Source organism: Salmonella sp. NW1250 (assembly GCF_051812965.1).
GTDB classification, from domain to species: Bacteria; Pseudomonadota; Gammaproteobacteria; order Enterobacterales; family Enterobacteriaceae; genus Salmonella; species Salmonella enterica.
The window spans coordinates 498,881-516,273 of sequence record NZ_JAMNDD010000001.1; the positions used below are offsets into that span (position 1 = coordinate 498,881).

Here is a 17,393-nt window from a genome sequence, read left to right on the forward strand (position 1 = left end):
TTTTTAATACCCAAAAGCGTCATCATTATTGTTAATTTGAAATCAATCTCAGGTAATAATCCATGCCTATTTCGATTTGTAAACATGGTGCTCCTTTTGTTGTTCAACATGAAAATCGGTACGGTTCCGGGGCAAGTCAGTCATCATTACTTTCAAAATCAATCCACCATATTAGCAACTCTCATGAGGCAATAAACTTTATAAGTTGCTATAGTGCAAATGGAAGCTGTTTTTCCAATGCACAGATGCTAGCCAATGCCTCAGGGAGCCCTGTTATAGGTTACTATGGGAAGGTAAATAAGTTAACAGCCAGTCTGGCTAATAGCGGTCGTATATTTCGCCCACAGCATAAGCTTGCGGCCAATATTTGTTATGTAGGTAATCGGCTTCTGAGCGCTCCAGTTCAACTTGGGTTTGGCCTGAAACATCTGCTAACCTGTCACTCAAATGGTAATGTCAGATAAAGTGTCATACCATGCCCTTCCCGGCATTGCTATTCCACAGCCTACAGATATGGGCGCTCAGTTCTTTCTCTAATCTCTGCTATGGGAAGCTCTGGCGTCATTTCACGCTCTTGCCAACCAGTATTTTATTAAAGTCTGACTTTTACCAGGGTAATTTCATAAGAGTGTCCATCTTCTGGTCTAAAAATAATAAATCTATTGTTATTTTTAGTAAAGGATTTCGACAAAATAAAACTATCATGATATCTGGCCAGGACGTAGTACCAGCCTCCATCATACAATATCATTTCGTATTCTTTCTTTAATTGTGGCTTATAGATCCCAACAAAAAAAGAAAATATAAAAAAATATATAATAAAACCAATCATAACTATAGTGAAACAATGTCTTCGCACCCAACTGAGTTGCGTAAAACAAATCACTGGCATCAATTTACTATAAAAACGCATCCCCACCGATAGGCATAAAGCCACCAGTAAAATGATAAAAAAAAGCTCCCACAAAAACGATTCTGTTAAGAGAGAAAACTCGATAACAATTGGAATAAAGAACAAAACCGCTGCCAAAAAAAGGCGTAAGAAGCTAAGGTCGTGGATACGTGCTTTTTGCTTTACTAAAAAAAACAATAGAATACCCACTCCCCATGCTATTATGAATATAGCCATCAGGCTAATCGCATGGAATAGACTTCGGGCAATGTTGTCAGGGCCGACGCCTACATACCACCACGGGAAACCATAGTACGCGGAGACGCCCCAGCCATAAAAATAGGCGCTCCCCCATCCCAGACCACCTAAATAGGCCAAAAGCATCGAAGAGTTTTTAATAATTGAATCATCACTCATTATAGTTAACTCACTTAAGAAATATTTAATATGAAAATAGAAATCAACACGTTATATAAAACGCCCCCCTTAGAAATAATAGCTGGATGATAAGTTTACCTAATTTTCCTGAGTATCAAGCCAGCTCATACCCACGCCAGCACACTAAAATCAGGAGTGGCTACTTTTTTTAGAGCTTTGCCTTAACCAGACGCACAGTCAATAATGATAGCAGTCAGATAATATGTACCCGGCATTAACCTCACGTTGTTGATGATATATTTACTTCGTTGAAAAATAATAAATATTGCATGTATTTTATTGGCGACTGCAAACTGTTAAAGAAGCGCAATTCCATATACACCATTTACCTGATTACTTTACTTGCTAATATTTGCTAGTTAATACTTTACTAAAGCGCGTTTAATAGAGTAAGGAGGACACTATGCCATTGAGTGTTGGACAGGGGTATTTCACATCATCTATCAGTGCTGAAAGATTTAATGTGATAAAAGAAAGCGCACGCCCTCCGGAATTAAGTTTATGGGAGAAAATCAAAGCATATTTCTTCACCACCTACCATGCAGAAGCGCTCGAATGTATCTTTAAACTTTACCACTATCAGGAACTGAATCTAACACCGGTACAAGTTCGCGGAGCCTACATCAAACTTCGAGCCTTAGCGTCTCAGGGATGTAAAGAACAATTTATTATAGAATCACAGGAACAGGCCGATAAGTTGATTATTAAAGATGATAATGGTGAAAATATTTTATCTATTGAGGTTGAATGTCATCCGGAAGCTTTTGGTCTTGCCAAAGAAATCAATAAATTACATCCCAAGCCAAAAAATATTTCTTTAGGTGATATTACCAGACTGGTATTTTTTGGCGACAGTTTATCTGACTCCATGGGGCGTATGTTTGAAAAAACACATCATATTTTACCCTCCTATGGTCAATACTTTGGCGGAAGGTTTACTAATGGATTTACCTGGACTGAGTTTTTATCATCTCCACACTTCTTAGGTAAAGAGATGCTTAATTTTGCTGAAGGGGGAAGTACATCGGCAAGCTATTCCTGCTTTAATTGCCTCGGTGACTTTGTATCAAATACGGACAGACAAGTCGCATCTTACACCCCTTCCCACCAGGACCTGGCGATATTTTTATTGGGGGCTAATGACTATATGACACTACACAAAGATAATGTAATGATGGTCGTTGAGCAACAAATTGATGATATTGAAAAAATAATTTCCGGTGGAGTTAATAATATTTTAGTCATGGGGATTCCCGATTTGTCTTTGACGCCCTATGGCAAACAATCTGATGAAAAAAGAAAACTTAAGGATGAAAGCACCGCTCACAATGCCCTGTTAAAAACTAATGTTGAAGAACTAAAAGAAAAATACCCCCAGCACAAAATATGCTATTTCGAGACTGCCGATGCATTTAAGATGATAATGGAGGTGGCCAGTAATATTGGTTATGATACGGAAAACCCTTATACTCACCACGGCTATGTACATCTTCCCGGGGCTAAAGACCCTCAGCTGGATATATGTCCGCAATACGTCTTCAATGACTTTGTCCATCCAACCCAGGAAGTCCATCATTGTTTTGCCACAATGTTAGAAAGTTTTATAGCTCATCATTATTCCACTGAATAATGTTCCATCCGCTGCGGTACGCCTTGAGCAAAACACCGCTCAATATCATAGTGCCGGTGGCATGAAAATATGAGGTTGTCTTTGCTGCCGGTTGGTCAATAAGTGATCCATACTCTATGTTCAGTAGGACAAAAATGGATAGAGTCGATAGATCGCCACCGTAACTACAATACTCACTATCACACTGACGATAAAGTATGTTTTGAATGGCTGCTTTTGCGTTTTATGACGGAAGAGTTGTTGACCAACAATCGCACCAGGCCACCCACCGACAACCCCAAACACCAACAAAGTGGATTCCGGCACTCTGCGCCAGGTTTTACGTGCCGCCGTTTTATCTACACCGTAGATCGCCAGCGTTAGCACATTGGCGAGCAGGAACCACATCGCGACGGGATGCGATGTAAAAATGCTTCCGACCGCAGCGGAGATCAGGATTAAATAACAAAAGCGGTTAAGATACATATTATTATGTCATAGCAATGATTAGGGACATCGGAGTCCATTATACGCGATACATGCGCCTATGTGATGCAGAATTTTCTTTTCATTCAGTCATCGAGGATTCATTTTTAATTACCATGGTAATCATAAGGTAATTAACGTGTTGTGAACACGATTAAAATGGGTAAAGCCACCGAAAATGTTACCACCTTAACCATTGCCAGGATAACTTAATGGAGAACCCTCTTTATTGCTGTTTGTTATCCGGTTGGCAGTCTCAGTTTTGGATTTGTTTATCGTATTTATATTTATTACATAAGATGTACGATGTTAATTTGAGAATTTTATCTCGATAACCGCATATATTAAGATATTTCTGAATTAAGATTATTGTCGATTAAAACAAGTTAACGTTTTGATAAACATAACAACATCGTCAGAACTCCTGATTTGTTGTCGTTTGTTCATAGGATAAATAATTTATATGCTTGCAAATATAGATAGCACGCAAATCAACTTAGCTCAGAAAATGTATTTGACAAGCAAAGATAAGTCTTTATATTGGCCCTGGATAGAGTGGTAAGATGATACTTAGAGACATTAAATACACCGTCACTGAAGCATTTATCTGCTTATCATGTAAATATGTATGCGTAAATGGAGCATAAACTATGTCCAGTATACTAATGTCTATGGTATCTTTACATTTTCACCTTTCATGGGGCCGCTGCACTCATATCCAGTTGATATCTCATGGTATATTCAATCCATTCCCTTTGATGATTCCTGTCAAACCTCCTGATTAAATTAGTTAACAGCGATGGAATACATAACGTTAAGTACTTTACGCCTGCAAATGTCAGGTTCACGCCCTAATGCTTAATTTATAATACGCATTACCTTACCACAGGAAATAGATAGCATGTTATCCAAAAAAATTGGCTTATCGATGATAGTGTTGGGAATAATGTCGTCTTCAGCTTTTGCTGATAGCATCGTTGAAGGGAGAACACTCAATGTCGCAGTATCACCGGCCTCTCCCCCTATGTTATTTAAAAGTGCTGATGGCAAATTGCAGGGGATAGATCTGGAGCTTTTTTCGTCTTACTGTCAGTCACGGCATTGTAAGCTAAACATCACCGAATATGCCTGGGATGGAATGCTTGGCGCAGTGGCGAGTGGTCAGGCAGATGTAGCATTTTCGGGAATTTCAATCACAGATAAACGTAAGAAAGTTATTGATTTTTCTGAACCTTATTACATCAACTCTTTTTATCTGGTCAGTATGGCCAATCATAAAATAACGCTCAATAACCTCAATGAATTAAATCAATATTCTATTGGATACCCTCGAGGAATGGCTTACTCCGACCTTATCAAAAACGATCTGGAGCCCAAAGGATACTACTCGTTAAGTAAAGTAAAATTGTATCCAACATATAATGAGACGATGGCTGATCTAAAAAATGGCAATCTTGATCTGGCTTTTATAGAAGAGCCGGTTTATTTTACCTTCAAAAATAAGAAAAAGATGCCGATAGAAAGCCGTTATGTTTTCAAGAATGTTGATCAGCTTGGCATTGCCTTTAAGAAAGGCTCTCCCGTGCGCGATGATTTCAACTTATGGCTTAAAGAGCAAGGGTCACAAAAAATATCTGGCATTGTCGATAGCTGGATGAAATAGTAAGCTATGTCATCAGGTAATATGCTGGCTATCTTTTATTTCCTATTGGAAGGGATTGGTAATACGCTGCTTGTAACATTTACCTGTTTTCTCTCAGCGTTTTTGACCGGGCTTACAGTCGCCGTATTACGGCGACTATCCCCCCTTCCACTACAGAAGATACTCGACGTACTGGTCTTTATTCTTCGGGGAATTCCAATACTTATTGCTGTTTTTCTTGTTTATTTTGGATTGCCATCGATTGGCATATATGTTTCACCTCTGGTGGCCATGAACCTCAGCGTCGGCTTAATCAGCGGGAGTTATCTTGCCGAGGTGTTCAGAGGGGCGCTTAAATTAGTTGAGCCATTCGAAATAACGGTAGCGAAAGTAGCAGGAATGCGTCAATTACAGGTTATAATAAATATTGAACTGCCACAGATGTTGCGATTTTCTGTGCCCGGTATTATCAATGAGTTTTCTTCTGTATTAAAAGCGACGCCCTTTGCTTATACTGTAGGCATCGCTGAAATAACGAAGCAGGCAATGTCACTGACAGCCATCACGCTGAACGGGTTACAGATTTATACTCTTGCCGGGGTATTATATTTCATTATTTATAAATTTTTTACTCTTCTGGCCGGAGTGTTTGAGAAAAAATATCGCATCAGTTGAAGCATAAAAATAGAGGTGATACTCATGGCTTTACTGGAACTAAAAGAGATAAGTAAGGAATATTCAGGAAAAAAGGTTCTTGATACGGTTAGTCTGAAAATTCAATCGGGAGACATGAAAGTAGTCATGGGGCCATCGGGTTGTGGAAAAACGACGCTTTTACGCTGTCTGCTTCGATTAGAAGAGCCTGATTATGGTGATATTTATTTTCACGGGAGAAATATTTATGACAAGGAATTTACTATTCTTGAGTTCAGAAAAAAAGTCGGTTGTGTCTTCCAGAATTACGCTTTGTATCGCCATCTTAACGTCATGGATAACATTACCCTTGCCCTATGTAAAGTGTTTGGCATGCCGGGACAACTAGCCCGGGAGAAAGCCTTACATGAGCTACAAAAACTTGATATGGTCTCGCATAGCGCGAAATACCCTTCGCAATTATCGGGCGGCCAGCAACAGCGCGTCGCCCTGGCCCGTACAATGGTCACCGACCCAGAACTCATTATTTTTGATGAGCCGACGTCTGCGCTTGATCCGCTCATGACTCGTGAAGTCGGAATGTTGATCAAGCAACTTCACGACAATGGCGTCACTATATTATGCGTCACTCATGATATTCGCCTCGCCAGATTACTAAGCGATAACGTAACGTTTCTTAATCATGGCAAGATTCGTGCAGAAGGCGCTTTTACCGATCTTGCCTTACGAGAAACGGATCCAGATATCCACTGTTTTTTTAGCGAGGCACAACGATGATCGCTGGCTGGTCTCTCTTCTTTAATGACCTGACTGAACAACTGCCACTTGTTGTGGACGGTATTAAAGAAACCTGTAAACTTGCGCTGATTGTTTCCATCACCGGTTTTTTGTGGGGAATTATTATTTTCTTTCTGAGCCTTAGCCATCGCCCCGTGGTAAAAGCCATAACTCGACTGTACATGGATTTCTTTATCGGTACGCCACTCATTCTTATTCTGTTTGTTATCTATTATGGTTTACCTCAATCTGGCATTCACCTGTCCTCTTTTACCGTGGCGGTTACAGGTTTTACCTTGAATGTCGGCGCATATAATGCCGCGTACATGACAACGGCCTATAACGCATTGAATAAGTATGAAACGGAGGCAGCAGTCGTTCAGGGGTTGAACAAACGGCAGGTCTTTTTGTGGATTATACTGCCTCAGGTATTGCTGTCTTCCATTCCAGCCTTAACGAATCAGGTGATTAATAACCTTAAAGACAGCACCATCGTTTTTCTTATCCAATATACTGAGTTTTTCGCGCGAATTCAGGAGGTTGCTGCAACCAGCTTTAAATTCTTCCATGCTTACCTTTTTGCCGCCATAGTGTATCTTATTGGCGTTACCTTTATCGTCGGTTTGACCCGGTTTTTAGAGCATAAACTGCTTCGCCATTACGGTCAGGATTACTGAGTTGCACTGCACTATTCTGATTAATTCATCGCTGACATTATCAAAGTTATTTTTATTTAGTGTTGGTTAATATTTTAACCTTCATTATTGCTGTAGGTGTCCATTCTGGTCTAAGTCTTACTCCATTGAGGATATTATGGCGCTACCACAACTATCCATATGGCAGCCCGGCGATGGGTTAAGAAAAATAAAGTATAAATATCATGTTTGTCTCATTGTCATATTCTCCGTCCTTATACGGTTGCTGTTTTTAACTGACCGCTACCTTTGGTGTGACGAAGCGTCCAGCGTGCTGATTAGTCGACATAGCGTAGATAATCTGCTATTCCATGCCGCTTTTGACGTGCATCCCCCGCTTTATTATCTGTTACTGCATGACTGGATGATATTATGGGGTGATAGCATTGCAGCGGTACGCTCTCTCAGTCTACTCTTTGGGATCCTGACAGTTGTGCTGGTTATCGCACTTACGCGATGGCTGGCAAATGAACGTACAGCCTTATTGGCGGGATGGTTCGCCGCCCTGATGCCGATGGCAGTTCATTACAGTCAAGAAACGCGCATGTACGCGTTAATGGGAATGCTAACGCTCGCTGCCGCGTTAGCATTGATGATGTGGATAAAAACACCCACCCATAATCGCTATCTTGTCGCGTATGCTTTACTTATGACGTTCAGCTTTTACACCCATTATTTCACCCTATTTGCACTTATTGCCCACTGGATCGCAGTAACAATATTATCCTGCCAAAGCCATAAAACGGCCTGCTACCTTAAACTTCCTGGCTGGTGGTTTGCTAACCTGGCAATTGCTGTCGCTTATCTCCCCTGGTTGCCCGTATTGTTTAATTTACTGACTCATCTGGCGCAGTTGAGAGCCGGTAATGATATCGGTTGGATTCCCCCCGTAACATGGCGTGATCTGCCTGCAATGTACTGGCATTTCTTTACCGGAAACAACGGACAGAGTTTTCCGTCGATCATTCTGTGGCTGGCTGTGGGAAGTTTTATCGGTACTGTGGGGCGAATATCTTTATGCAACGGAGAATATGAAAGATATCAGCTGATATTATTTTGTAATCTGGTCATCCCTGTAATGCTGGTCTTCATCATTTCCTGGTGGATGCCGTTATTTATCGATCGTTATTTCTTCTTCTCATCGCTGAGCATTCCTCCCCTGCTCGCGGTATTACTTACCCGCGCAAAAAAAGCGGTTTGTGGCTTCGGTTTTATCTTATTCACCTTATTATTCGGCTATGGTTCATATCATAATAATCCTGAGCACATAGACGAGTTTAAACCATTGGTAAACTATATTAATACCCGTCACCAGCCTAATGATGCCGTGGTAGTCAGTAAAATGTTCGATTATTTAAGTTATGTGTATTATAATAAGCGAGATTATCGTGCGTTTCTTTATACACCACCTAACGCACACGGAACATCAGGCAGACCGAATGCCTATGGCTTTGGTTCACTGTTTTATGCGCAAGCCGATCAGACATATATTGATACTCTGGCAACGCTTTCAAAAAGTTACCATCGTGTCTGGTTGGTAAGCGGCGGTAACTTCAGTCAGGATTATCCCTTGCCGTCAGAATGGCAAAATATCGCAAACTTCAGAAGTGGTAGATTTCAGGTACAATTATTTGTAATACCAACTCAACAGGTGCGTCAAATGCAATGATTACCGTTTTCTATCCAGTGCAGTGATAAACAGTACTGCCACTGCCAGACCGCCTAAAAGTAAGGTCCAGCCAAACGCTTCAAAAACCTCAATCATATCGCCTCCAGGTAGGTGATATTAAATAAAGATGGCTATCTCAGCGTAACATTTAAAATATCAATTAATGTGCAATAATCGCTTTATGTGTATGAATAAATATTGTTTCTCATGCTTTTAATTGCATTGCTATTATCATAAGGCTTAATATATTTATATTAACGATTATTAATTATCAGCTTATAATAATATGACTGTCCAATTCATTTATCAGCTATTATTATCCTCTATCTTCTTTAAGATAACCGCTTAATTCATAATATCGCCTTTATTCGTCGCATTAAATTACTCACTCACCTGATTAATGCTTGCCTAACGATTGCTTCGTTGTTTTAATTCCAGCGCGAAATTATTTAGTGAGAGAACAATGAAGCATACACAACAATCAGGCGCAAAAGTCTATAACCCATTCACGCTTAGCTTATATGACTGGTGGGTACTCAATATCTCAAACAAATATGCCTGGAAGTGTCCTACTGATACGCGACTACTTCCTTTCTTCCTGCATCACATGGGCGAGACTCACCTGGATATTGGCGTAGGTACAGGTTATTACCTGAAACATGCACCTGCGACTCATGCCATTTCGCTGATGGATTTAAATCCGGATAGCCTGAAAATAGCCGCCAGCCGAGTGGGTAATACGAAAATCCGCGCCACACTACAACACGATGTTTTCGACACGTTCCCGGCGGACTGGCACGGGCGCTTCGATTCCGTTTCGATGTACTATCTTCTGCACTGCTTACCCGGTGAGATGACAACAAAAGCGAAGGCAATTAAAAATGCCGGTATGGCGCTTAAACCCGGCGGCACACTTTTTGGCGCCACGATTCTGGGCAAAGAGGTTCCTCACAATGCTTTTGGTAAGAAATTAATGGCTGTTTATAACAAGAAAGGAATATTCAGTAATACCAATGATTCAGCCGATACGTTACGCAGCGTGTTGGACGAACATTTCGCTAAGGTGACTTTGGAGCAACATGGCGCCGTTGCGCTATTTTCCGCCACTACGCCACGCTCATCGTAAGTACAGGCAGTTCCGAGCGGTCGGCAACGCGATCATGTGGGTTTAACCCGTTGATTAAACATTGGATTACGGAATAGCAATTGCTTATTTTATTTGTCATACAAATAAGTATAATACCCGCTTCCGATGTAGACCCGTCCTCCTTCGCCTGCGTCACGGGTCCTGGTTAGACGCAGGCGTTTTCTGTATGGAATACGCCATCCCCTCTGATAGATGCCTTGTTTGCCTGAAGCAGTTAACCCCGCCTGTAGCAAACGTCATACAGGACGGTCAGTTACGCTTACGCGGCATCATCCGTAACAGCGTATTGTCTTTCCAGAAATAGTGATGCATCAAAGCAGCGATGGCATGAAGTCCAATAACAAAATAGCCCAGATTCGCCAGCGTGACGTGCCAGGATTTCAGCATATCTACACGTTCAAAGTTAGCTTCGGCGGCATGCGGCATAGTAATGCCAAATGCGACCCAGGGATTGCCGCGGTTATACATCATGACCAGACCAATAACAGGCAGCGCGATAAATAACAGGTAAATCACCAGATGTCCCAAATGCGCCATTCCGGTCATCATCGGTTTTGGACGAGGAACAATGGGCGGCGTGGGATATTTCAGCCGAATAATCAAGCGCGCCACCATTAAAAGCAAAATAGTGATGCCACATGAAACATGCGTCATATTAAACCAGGGCCGATAACTACGCGGCGCAAAACCGCGTAGCTCCATCGCGGCGTAAGCCACAATAACCAGAAAAAAGACTAACCAGTGAATACCAATTTGCAGGCCGGAATACTTATTGCCCATAGCGCGTCCTGAATGAAAACCGTAAAGCGACAACATAACCAGCTTTTATAAATAATTCATCAAATTTATGAAATGGTGGTCGCACTTGCCCGTTCACCCTCGCAAACGGGCGATTTTTAGCGTAAAGCTCTCTGTTCTAACGCACTGCGCAGCGTCGTATCTGCCTGCAATACCTGCCATGCCTTTTCAATATCGCGTGGGATATCAACGTGAATGATAAAATCTTTACCACGCGGTCCATACCCTGTTTCATCGTCACGCAAACGTGGCAGCTCGCCGGCAATCAGAGACAGATAACGCTCCACCGTCCAGATGCCCTCTTCAACGTTGGCAAAACGTGTACCTCCGTTAAGGTGGCGCAGTACCGGAACAAAACCAGGAAAACTCAGCCAGCGCGGCGCATCGGTGTCGTCGTTTGTCACGCGCCGAAACGCCGCGATAGTGCGCCGCTGCATGGTGGGGTCTTGCACAACGATAGCCGTGTTAATGTTTTCTTTCGCCTGACGGATCAGTGCGCAGGAGAAACGGGCATTTTCGCCGCAATTAGTTGACCGATCTTCCAGCCAAATTTTCTCAGCCGGAATATGCCAGAACTGGTTCGCGATATCCGCGAGGATAGCGGCTTCAGCGCGTCCGGTTGTGCGAATAGTATGGTAGCGCGGATGCCGGGCAATCACGGCGTACAAAAACGGCGTTGAATGACCTATACCGCCGCTAATCAGTAAAGGAACGCCTTGCGCTTTGGCGATGCGACAGGCCGCGTCGATAGTGGGGATCACCGCATTGCCCGCCAGGACGACGCAATCCGACGAATAAGGTTGTTCGCCGGAAAAATCATTTTGCGCCAGCCACTGTCCGACGGTATTCACCGCCAGCAATGTTTCCGCAGAGAGCGCCGGAAATGGCGTTGTATTCATAATTCCTCCTTTTTGTTCCGAACTTGTACCGGATCTCTTTGAAAGACATCGTCGCCTGGCTTTTTAGGCCGTAATCTGATCCATGGCCTGTAAAATACGCTTATCGGAAATAGGATAAGGCGTACCGAGCTGTTGGGCGAAATAACTGACACGCAGTTCTTCAATCATCCAACGGATCTCTTTAACATCATCATCTTCGCGACGCGCTGGAGGCAATTTATTTATCCATTGTTGCCACGCCTGCTGGACGCTTTCGACTTTCAGCATTTGCGCCCGATCGCGGTGCGGATCGACAGCCAGTTTCTCCAGCCGCTTTTCAATTGCCTGCAGATAACGCAGCGTATCGCCGAGACGTTTAAAGCCGTTGCCAGTCACAAAACCACGGTATACCAGACCGCTCATCTGCGCCTTGATATCGGAAAGCCCCAACGCCATGCTCATATCCACCCGCCCTTTCAGACGCTTATTGATATTGAATACGGTCGTCAGGATGCGCTCAACCTGCTTCGCGATATCCACCACAGTATCATTCAGCTCGGCGCGTACCTTTTCGTGCAGCGCGGTGAAACCTGCTTCGCTCCACACCGGCCCGCCGTTGGCATCTATCAGTTTATCTACCCCGCAGGCAATACAGTCATCAATCAATTCCAGTACTTTGCCGTACGGGTTAAAGTACAGCCCCAGCTTGGCTTTATTCGGCAATTTCTCATGCAGATACTTAATCGGTGAAGGAATATTGAGCAACAGCAGACGGCGTAAACCGCACCACATCGCCTGTTGTTGTTCCAGCGGATTATCAAACAATTTGATAGCGACGCTGTCACGCTCATCCACTAACGCCGGCCACGCCTTCACTTTATAATTACCGCGTTTCTGTTCGTAGCTTTCCGGCAGCTCGCCGAAACTCCAGATATGCAGCCCGCTCTGCTCAATGCCGTCATCCGCCACCGCCGAGAGCGTCTCCTGCACTTTGCCTTTCAGCGCATTTTTAAGCTCGGCGAGCGAACGCCCTTCCTGCAGTTTCTTGTTTTTGTCATTCACCACGCGAAACGTGATTTTCAGATGCTCGGGCACCTGATCCCAATGCCAGTCTTCCCGGTCGACCGTGACGCCGGTCATCCGGCGCAGTTCACGCTCCAGAGCGTCCAGCAGCGGCAGCTCCAGCGGCGTTACGCGACCTAAAAAAGCTTCAGCATAGTTTGGCGCCGGAACAAAGTTGCGACGTACCGGTTTTGGCAACGATTTAATCAGCGCAATAACTAATTCACGGCGCAGCCCTGGGATCTGCCATTCAAAACCGCTCTCGTCAACCTGGTTAAGTAGCGGCAACGGAATATGGACGGTCACGCCGTCAGCATCCGCGCCCGGTTCAAACTGATAGCTCAAACGCAGCTTGAGATTGCCCTGGTGCCAGAAATTCGGGTAATCCAGTTTGCTGATTTTTTCCGCGCCTTCTTTAATCAGCATACTTTTTTCAAAGTTGAGCAGATCCGGCGTCTCGCGGCTGATTTTTTTCCACCAACTATCAAAGTGGCGGGCGGAAATAACGTCATGGCTAATACGCTGGTCATAAAACTCAAACAGGGTATCGTCATCCACCAGGATATCGCGGCGGCGAGATTTGTGCTCAAGTTCCTCGACTTCCGCACGCAATTTTAGATTCTCACGGAAGAAGGCGTGACGGGTTTGCCAGTCCCCCTCCACCAGCGCATGGCGGATAAACAACTCGCGACACAACGCCGGGTCAATCTGGCTGTAATTCACCTTGCGTGCGGCGACAATCGGCAGACCGTAGACAGTAACCTTTTCCGTCGCCATCACCGCGCCTTGCGCCCGCTCCCAGTGCGGTTCGCTATATGAACGTTTAATCAGGTGCTGGGCTACCGGTTCCACCCATTCTGGCTCAATGCGGGCAGCGATGCGCCCCCACAAACGGCTGGTTTCCACCAGCTCGGCGACCATTGTCCATTTCGGCGGTTTTTTGAATAAACCGGATCCGGGGAAAATAGAGAATCGGGCGTTACGCGCGCCGGTGTACTCTTGTTTATCGGCATCTTTCATCCCGATATGCGACAACAGCCCCGTTAACAACGCAACGTGAATTTCCCGGTATTCTGCGGGTTCGCTGTTTACCGGAATCCCCAGTTCTTTTACCACCTGACGCAGTTGGGTATAGATATCCTGCCACTCACGCACGCGTAAATAGTTCAGATAGTCGGTGCGACACAGACGGCGGAATTGATTCGACGACAGGGCCTTTTGTTGCTCGCCGAGGTAATTCCACAGGTTAACAAACGCCAGAAAATCGGATTCCTTATCATGGAAACGCCGGTGTTTCTCATCGGAAGCCTGCTGCTTATCCACTGGGCGCTCGCGCGGATCCTGAATAGAGAGTGCGGAAGTAATGATCATCGCTTCGCGCACACAGCCATGTTTTTGCGCTTCCAGAACCATACGCGCCAGGCGCGGGTCGACCGGCAGCTGAGATAATTGTCGGCCCAGCGGCGTCAGCTTATATGCCGTTTGCTGTTCGTCGGCGGTAATCGCCCCCAGCTCTTCCAACAAACGCACGCCATCCTGAATATTGCGCTTATCCGGCGCTTCGACAAACGGGAAGGCGGCGATGTCACCCAGCCCCAGGGCGGTCATCTGCAAAATAACCGACGCCAGGTTGGTACGTAGAATTTCCGGGTCGGTAAATTCCGGACGTGACAAAAAGTCATCTTCCGAATACAGACGAATGCAAATCCCTTCCGATACGCGCCCGCAACGCCCTTTACGCTGGTTGGCGGAAGCCTGTGAGATCGGTTCAATCGGCAGGCGCTGCACTTTAGTGCGGTAGCTGTAGCGGCTGATGCGCGCAGTGCCAGGATCGATCACATACTTGATACCCGGCACCGTCAGCGAGGTTTCCGCCACGTTAGTTGCCAGCACGATACGGCGTCCGCTGTGCGACTGGAAAACGCGGTTCTGTTCGCTGTTCGACAAGCGTGCATACAGCGGCAACACTTCGGTATGCCGTAAGTTCAGCTTGTTCAGGGCGTCGGCGGTATCGCGGATTTCCCGCTCTCCGCTCATAAAAATCAGGATATCGCCGGGACTTTCACGCCCCAGTTCATCGACAGCGTCGAAAATTGCCTGTAGCTGATCGCGTTCAGTGTCGTCAGCCTCTTCCACAATGGGGCGATAACGAACTTCTACGGGATACGTTCGGCCAGAGACTTCAATAATCGGCGCGTTATTAAAGTGGCGCGAGAAGCGTTCCGGGTCGATGGTCGCAGAGGTAATAATCACTTTCAGATCGGGGCGACGCGGCAGAAGCTCTTTCAGATAGCCGAGCAAGAAGTCAATATTCAGGCTGCGTTCATGCGCTTCATCAATAATGATGGTGTCATACTGCATCAATAGCCTGTCCTGCTGGATTTCCGCCAGCAGGATACCGTCCGTCATCAGTTTGACCATGGTGTTGCTACTGACATGATCGCTGAAACGAACTTTATAGCCGATGCAGCCGCCAGGCTCCGTTTGCAACTCTTCGGCAATACGGTTAGCGACGGTGCGCGCCGCCAGGCGACGCGGCTGAGTATGTCCAATAAGTCCTTTAATTCCGCGTCCCAGTTCCATACAAATTTTCGGCAACTGGGTGGTTTTACCGGAACCGGTTTCCCCTGCTACGATCACCACCTGATGATCGCGGATCGCTTCCAGAATGTCCTGTTTCTTCTGGCTAACAGGCAGATTTTGCGGATAAGTGATTGAGGGGCGCGCCGCTTCGCGGAGGGCGACCTGCGCCGCAGCCTGTTCAATTTCTTTCGCCATCGTCTGGAAAATGGCCTGTTGCGCATCAGGATTTTTTACTTTCTTTACGCCATGCAGGCGGCGCGCAAAGCGCTGTTTGTCGCGCAGCATCAGTGCATCCAGCCGCTGCTGTAACACCTGAAGCGTCAACATAGATTGTTCAGTCATAAAGCTCTTGGGCAGCATTCTGCCTGTTTAAAATCGTTTTAAATGATAGGTATAGAGTACCACATTGGGGCTTTTTTTGTGTTGTTCAATAATTTCGAACAAAGGGTTCGATATATTGCGCTATCCCTGCGACATATTTGTGAATAAAGTGTCAACAAGCAACGGGGCACGCCCCTTCAAACACATAAAAGGAAACACCCATGAGCAAGGTATTAGTTCTTAAATCCAGTATTCTGGCAGGGTACTCTCAGTCTGGTCAGTTGACTGACTATTTTATTGAACAATGGCGCGAAAAACACGTCGCAGATGAAATTACTGTCCGCGATCTGGCGGCCAACCCTGTTCCGGTGCTGGATGGCGAGCTGGTGGGCGCGATGCGTCCGGGCGATGCGCCTTTAACGCCACGTCAGCAGGACGCTCTGGCGCTGTCTGATGAACTCATTGCTGAACTGAAAGCCCACGACGTCATCGTTATTGCGGCGCCGATGTACAATTTCAATATCCCGACGCAGCTGAAAAACTACTTTGATCTGATTGCCCGCGCCGGTATCACTTTCCGCTATACCGAAAAAGGCCCGGAAGGTCTGGTAACCGGTAAACGCGCGGTGGTTCTCTCCAGTCGCGGCGGTATCCATAAAGACACCCCGACGGATTTGATTGCGCCTTACCTGAAAGTGTTCCTTGGTTTTATCGGTATTACCGACGTGAATTTTGTCTTTGCCGAAGGCATCGCCTACGGGCCGGAAGTGGCGGCTAAAGCTCAGGCTGATGCAAAAGCCGCGATTGACAGCGTCGTGGCCGCTTAAATATTTTTGCCTCCCGTTTCGACGGGAGGTGACTTCTTCGGTTCGTAGCGCAAATATCCTACCACGCCGCTACTGCCGCCATCGCTGGGATGCGTTACCCCATCATTGACTTCAACGCAGGCGAAATCAAAAGGCGACACATTTTCGATGCACGCCACATTGACCCCATATTGATCGGGATTGGATCGGCGCTGATGAAAAGTATATATCCCGCATACCGAACAGAAAAAATGCACCGCCTTGCCCGTATTGAAGCGATATTCGGTAAGCTTATCCTGCCCTTTTAGCACTTTAATACCCGATAGCGGCGCAGACACTGCCACCGCTCCGCGCATCCGGCAAAACGAACAGTTGCAGCGCCTGGCGGTATGAAAGCCATCGCTAAGTTGAACGGTAAACACGACGCTGCCACAATGGCAGGCAGCAGATAATTTTTCAGACGTCATACCTGGTTACTCTCGCGAATAGTGATACCAGCCAACAGTATAGAAATAGCCTTCCGGTTCGCCTATATAAATACGACCTTCGTATTCAAAAATTACCCATATAAAAATGCATTTTGCGGTAAAAAAATTGTCGGGAAGCGGTTATTTACGCATCCATTTGTCATTAATTCCCTGGACATATTCTCCCGGCCTGGCGCGCTCAACCAGTTTTTGCCCTGCCATCTTCGCCACCTCGTCCACGGGAAGATGATTACTATCCGCTAACTGCTGGTAACTGGCGCGGCGGGCATGATTAATATCAAGCACCAGTTTCTGGGTTTCGGCATCATTCTTTAAGGCCACCAGATAGCCATTCAGCGTTTCCCCAACCCGGCCCTGCGTGCGCGCTTCGTCCAGGGTTAAGGCCCACACAGAAGGTGTGAGCAAGCTCAGCGTCAGCACCCATAGCATTAAATACTTTTTCATTATG

At 45.5% G+C, this 17,393-nt stretch carries 16 protein-coding genes; 9 read left to right on the top strand and 7 right to left on the bottom strand.

The window, feature by feature from the left end; genetic code table 11:
- The first annotated feature begins 62 nt into the window (after positions 1–62).
- Positions 63–464 carry an effector protein gene (locus tag NBA72_RS02545; RefSeq protein WP_077917523.1) on the top strand — a complete coding sequence of 134 codons (402 nt, stop codon included), beginning with the start codon at positions 63–65 and terminating at the stop codon, positions 462–464.
- Positions 465–592: 128 nt separating this feature from the next.
- On the opposite strand, the gene NBA72_RS02550 is transcribed toward NBA72_RS02545, so the two are convergent.
- Positions 593–1,309, bottom strand: coding sequence for a hypothetical protein (locus tag NBA72_RS02550; protein WP_001527697.1), 717 nt, complete (start codon positions 1,307–1,309; stop codon positions 593–595).
- A gap of 424 nt (positions 1,310–1,733) precedes the next feature.
- On the opposite strand from NBA72_RS02550, the gene sseJ reads away from it, so the two are divergent.
- Positions 1,734–2,960, top strand: a complete 1,227-nt coding sequence (gene sseJ / locus NBA72_RS02555; RefSeq protein WP_001131421.1) for an SPI-2 type III secretion system effector SseJ — start codon at positions 1,734–1,736, stop codon at positions 2,958–2,960.
- 120 nt (positions 2,961–3,080) lie between these two features.
- Here the strand turns inward: sseJ and NBA72_RS02560 are convergent, their stop codons facing one another.
- Positions 3,081–3,425: a DUF1294 domain-containing protein gene (locus tag NBA72_RS02560; protein ID WP_042947209.1), complete on the bottom strand. Its 345-nt coding sequence runs from the start codon at positions 3,423–3,425 to the stop codon at positions 3,081–3,083.
- Positions 3,426–4,326: 901 nt separating this feature from the next.
- Here NBA72_RS02560 and NBA72_RS02565 point away from each other — a divergent pair.
- The 6 genes from NBA72_RS02565 to NBA72_RS02590 all read left to right on the top strand — a co-directional run bounded on the left by NBA72_RS02565 (position 4,327) and on the right by NBA72_RS02590 (position 9,988).
- Entirely contained in the window at positions 4,327–5,088 is a 762-nt protein-coding gene (locus tag NBA72_RS02565) for a transporter substrate-binding domain-containing protein (protein WP_042947207.1), read from the top strand.
- 6 nt (positions 5,089–5,094) lie between these two features.
- Positions 5,095–5,742 carry an amino acid ABC transporter permease gene (locus NBA72_RS02570; RefSeq protein WP_042947205.1) on the top strand — a complete coding sequence of 216 codons (648 nt, stop codon included), beginning with the start codon at positions 5,095–5,097 and terminating at the stop codon, positions 5,740–5,742.
- A 24-nt stretch (positions 5,743–5,766) separates the two neighbouring features.
- Entirely contained in the window at positions 5,767–6,498 is a 732-nt protein-coding gene (locus tag NBA72_RS02575; protein WP_001185903.1) for an amino acid ABC transporter ATP-binding protein, read from the top strand.
- Positions 6,495–7,175 carry an amino acid ABC transporter permease gene (locus NBA72_RS02580; RefSeq protein ID WP_023220239.1) on the top strand — a complete coding sequence of 227 codons (681 nt, stop codon included), beginning with the start codon at positions 6,495–6,497 and terminating at the stop codon, positions 7,173–7,175. Before NBA72_RS02575 ends, NBA72_RS02580 begins: the two co-directional genes overlap by 4 nt.
- A gap of 136 nt (positions 7,176–7,311) precedes the next feature.
- A complete protein-coding gene (locus NBA72_RS02585) occupies positions 7,312–8,862 on the top strand; it encodes a glycosyltransferase family 39 protein (RefSeq protein ID WP_042947199.1) in 1,551 nt (516 codons plus the stop codon).
- Between the two features lie 463 nt (positions 8,863–9,325).
- The gene (locus NBA72_RS02590) at positions 9,326–9,988 is read left to right on the top strand and encodes a class I SAM-dependent methyltransferase (protein WP_001520112.1); all 663 of its coding nucleotides are present in this window, start codon (positions 9,326–9,328) and stop codon (positions 9,986–9,988) included.
- 270 nt (positions 9,989–10,258) lie between these two features.
- Here NBA72_RS02590 and cybB read toward each other — a convergent pair whose 3' ends face one another.
- From cybB to hrpA, 3 genes are all read right to left on the bottom strand, one after another.
- Complete coding sequence (cybB, locus tag NBA72_RS02595) at positions 10,259–10,789, bottom strand: cytochrome b561 (RefSeq protein ID WP_000527278.1); 531 nt, start codon at positions 10,787–10,789, stop codon at positions 10,259–10,261.
- A 116-nt stretch (positions 10,790–10,905) separates the two neighbouring features.
- Positions 10,906–11,706 carry a YdcF family protein gene (locus NBA72_RS02600; RefSeq protein WP_001098505.1) on the bottom strand — a complete coding sequence of 267 codons (801 nt, stop codon included), beginning with the start codon at positions 11,704–11,706 and terminating at the stop codon, positions 10,906–10,908.
- Positions 11,707–11,769: 63 nt separating this feature from the next.
- Positions 11,770–15,672: an ATP-dependent RNA helicase HrpA gene (hrpA, locus tag NBA72_RS02605; RefSeq protein WP_023137906.1), complete on the bottom strand. Its 3,903-nt coding sequence runs from the start codon at positions 15,670–15,672 to the stop codon at positions 11,770–11,772.
- Positions 15,673–15,872: 200 nt separating this feature from the next.
- Between hrpA and azoR the strand changes: the two genes are divergently transcribed.
- Positions 15,873–16,478 carry an FMN-dependent NADH-azoreductase gene (azoR, locus tag NBA72_RS02610; protein WP_000048924.1) on the top strand — a complete coding sequence of 202 codons (606 nt, stop codon included), beginning with the start codon at positions 15,873–15,875 and terminating at the stop codon, positions 16,476–16,478.
- On the opposite strand, the gene NBA72_RS02615 is transcribed toward azoR, so the two are convergent.
- Together NBA72_RS02615 and NBA72_RS02620 are read right to left on the bottom strand one after the other, a co-directional pair.
- A complete protein-coding gene (locus tag NBA72_RS02615; RefSeq protein WP_001518898.1) occupies positions 16,475–16,924 on the bottom strand; it encodes a GFA family protein in 450 nt (149 codons plus the stop codon). The two genes, azoR and NBA72_RS02615, sit on opposite strands and share 4 nt — an antisense overlap.
- Positions 16,925–17,065: 141 nt before the next feature.
- A complete protein-coding gene (locus NBA72_RS02620) occupies positions 17,066–17,389 on the bottom strand; it encodes a YdbL family protein (RefSeq protein WP_042947194.1) in 324 nt (107 codons plus the stop codon).
- Between the last annotated feature and the right edge of the window lie 4 nt (positions 17,390–17,393).

Coding starts and splice junctions, on each gene's coding strand:
- azoR (WP_000048924.1), top strand. CDS start 15,873: ATGAGCAAGGTATTAGTTCTTAAATCCAGTATTCTGGCAGGGTACTCT.
- hrpA (WP_023137906.1), bottom strand. CDS start 15,672: ATGACTGAACAATCTATGTTGACGCTTCAGGTGTTACAGCAGCGGCTG.
- NBA72_RS02585 (WP_042947199.1), top strand. CDS start 7,312: ATGGCGCTACCACAACTATCCATATGGCAGCCCGGCGATGGGTTAAGA.
- sseJ (WP_001131421.1), top strand. CDS start 1,734: ATGCCATTGAGTGTTGGACAGGGGTATTTCACATCATCTATCAGTGCT.
- NBA72_RS02615 (WP_001518898.1), bottom strand. CDS start 16,924: ATGACGTCTGAAAAATTATCTGCTGCCTGCCATTGTGGCAGCGTCGTG.
- NBA72_RS02620 (WP_042947194.1), bottom strand. CDS start 17,389: ATGAAAAAGTATTTAATGCTATGGGTGCTGACGCTGAGCTTGCTCACA.
- NBA72_RS02580 (WP_023220239.1), top strand. CDS start 6,495: ATGATCGCTGGCTGGTCTCTCTTCTTTAATGACCTGACTGAACAACTG.
- NBA72_RS02570 (WP_042947205.1), top strand. CDS start 5,095: ATGTCATCAGGTAATATGCTGGCTATCTTTTATTTCCTATTGGAAGGG.
- NBA72_RS02550 (WP_001527697.1), bottom strand. CDS start 1,309: ATGAGTGATGATTCAATTATTAAAAACTCTTCGATGCTTTTGGCCTAT.
- NBA72_RS02565 (WP_042947207.1), top strand. CDS start 4,327: ATGTTATCCAAAAAAATTGGCTTATCGATGATAGTGTTGGGAATAATG.
- NBA72_RS02600 (WP_001098505.1), bottom strand. CDS start 11,706: ATGAATACAACGCCATTTCCGGCGCTCTCTGCGGAAACATTGCTGGCG.
- NBA72_RS02545 (WP_077917523.1), top strand. CDS start 63: ATGCCTATTTCGATTTGTAAACATGGTGCTCCTTTTGTTGTTCAACAT.
- NBA72_RS02560 (WP_042947209.1), bottom strand. CDS start 3,425: ATGTATCTTAACCGCTTTTGTTATTTAATCCTGATCTCCGCTGCGGTC.
- NBA72_RS02590 (WP_001520112.1), top strand. CDS start 9,326: ATGAAGCATACACAACAATCAGGCGCAAAAGTCTATAACCCATTCACG.
- NBA72_RS02575 (WP_001185903.1), top strand. CDS start 5,767: ATGGCTTTACTGGAACTAAAAGAGATAAGTAAGGAATATTCAGGAAAA.
- cybB (WP_000527278.1), bottom strand. CDS start 10,789: ATGGGCAATAAGTATTCCGGCCTGCAAATTGGTATTCACTGGTTAGTC.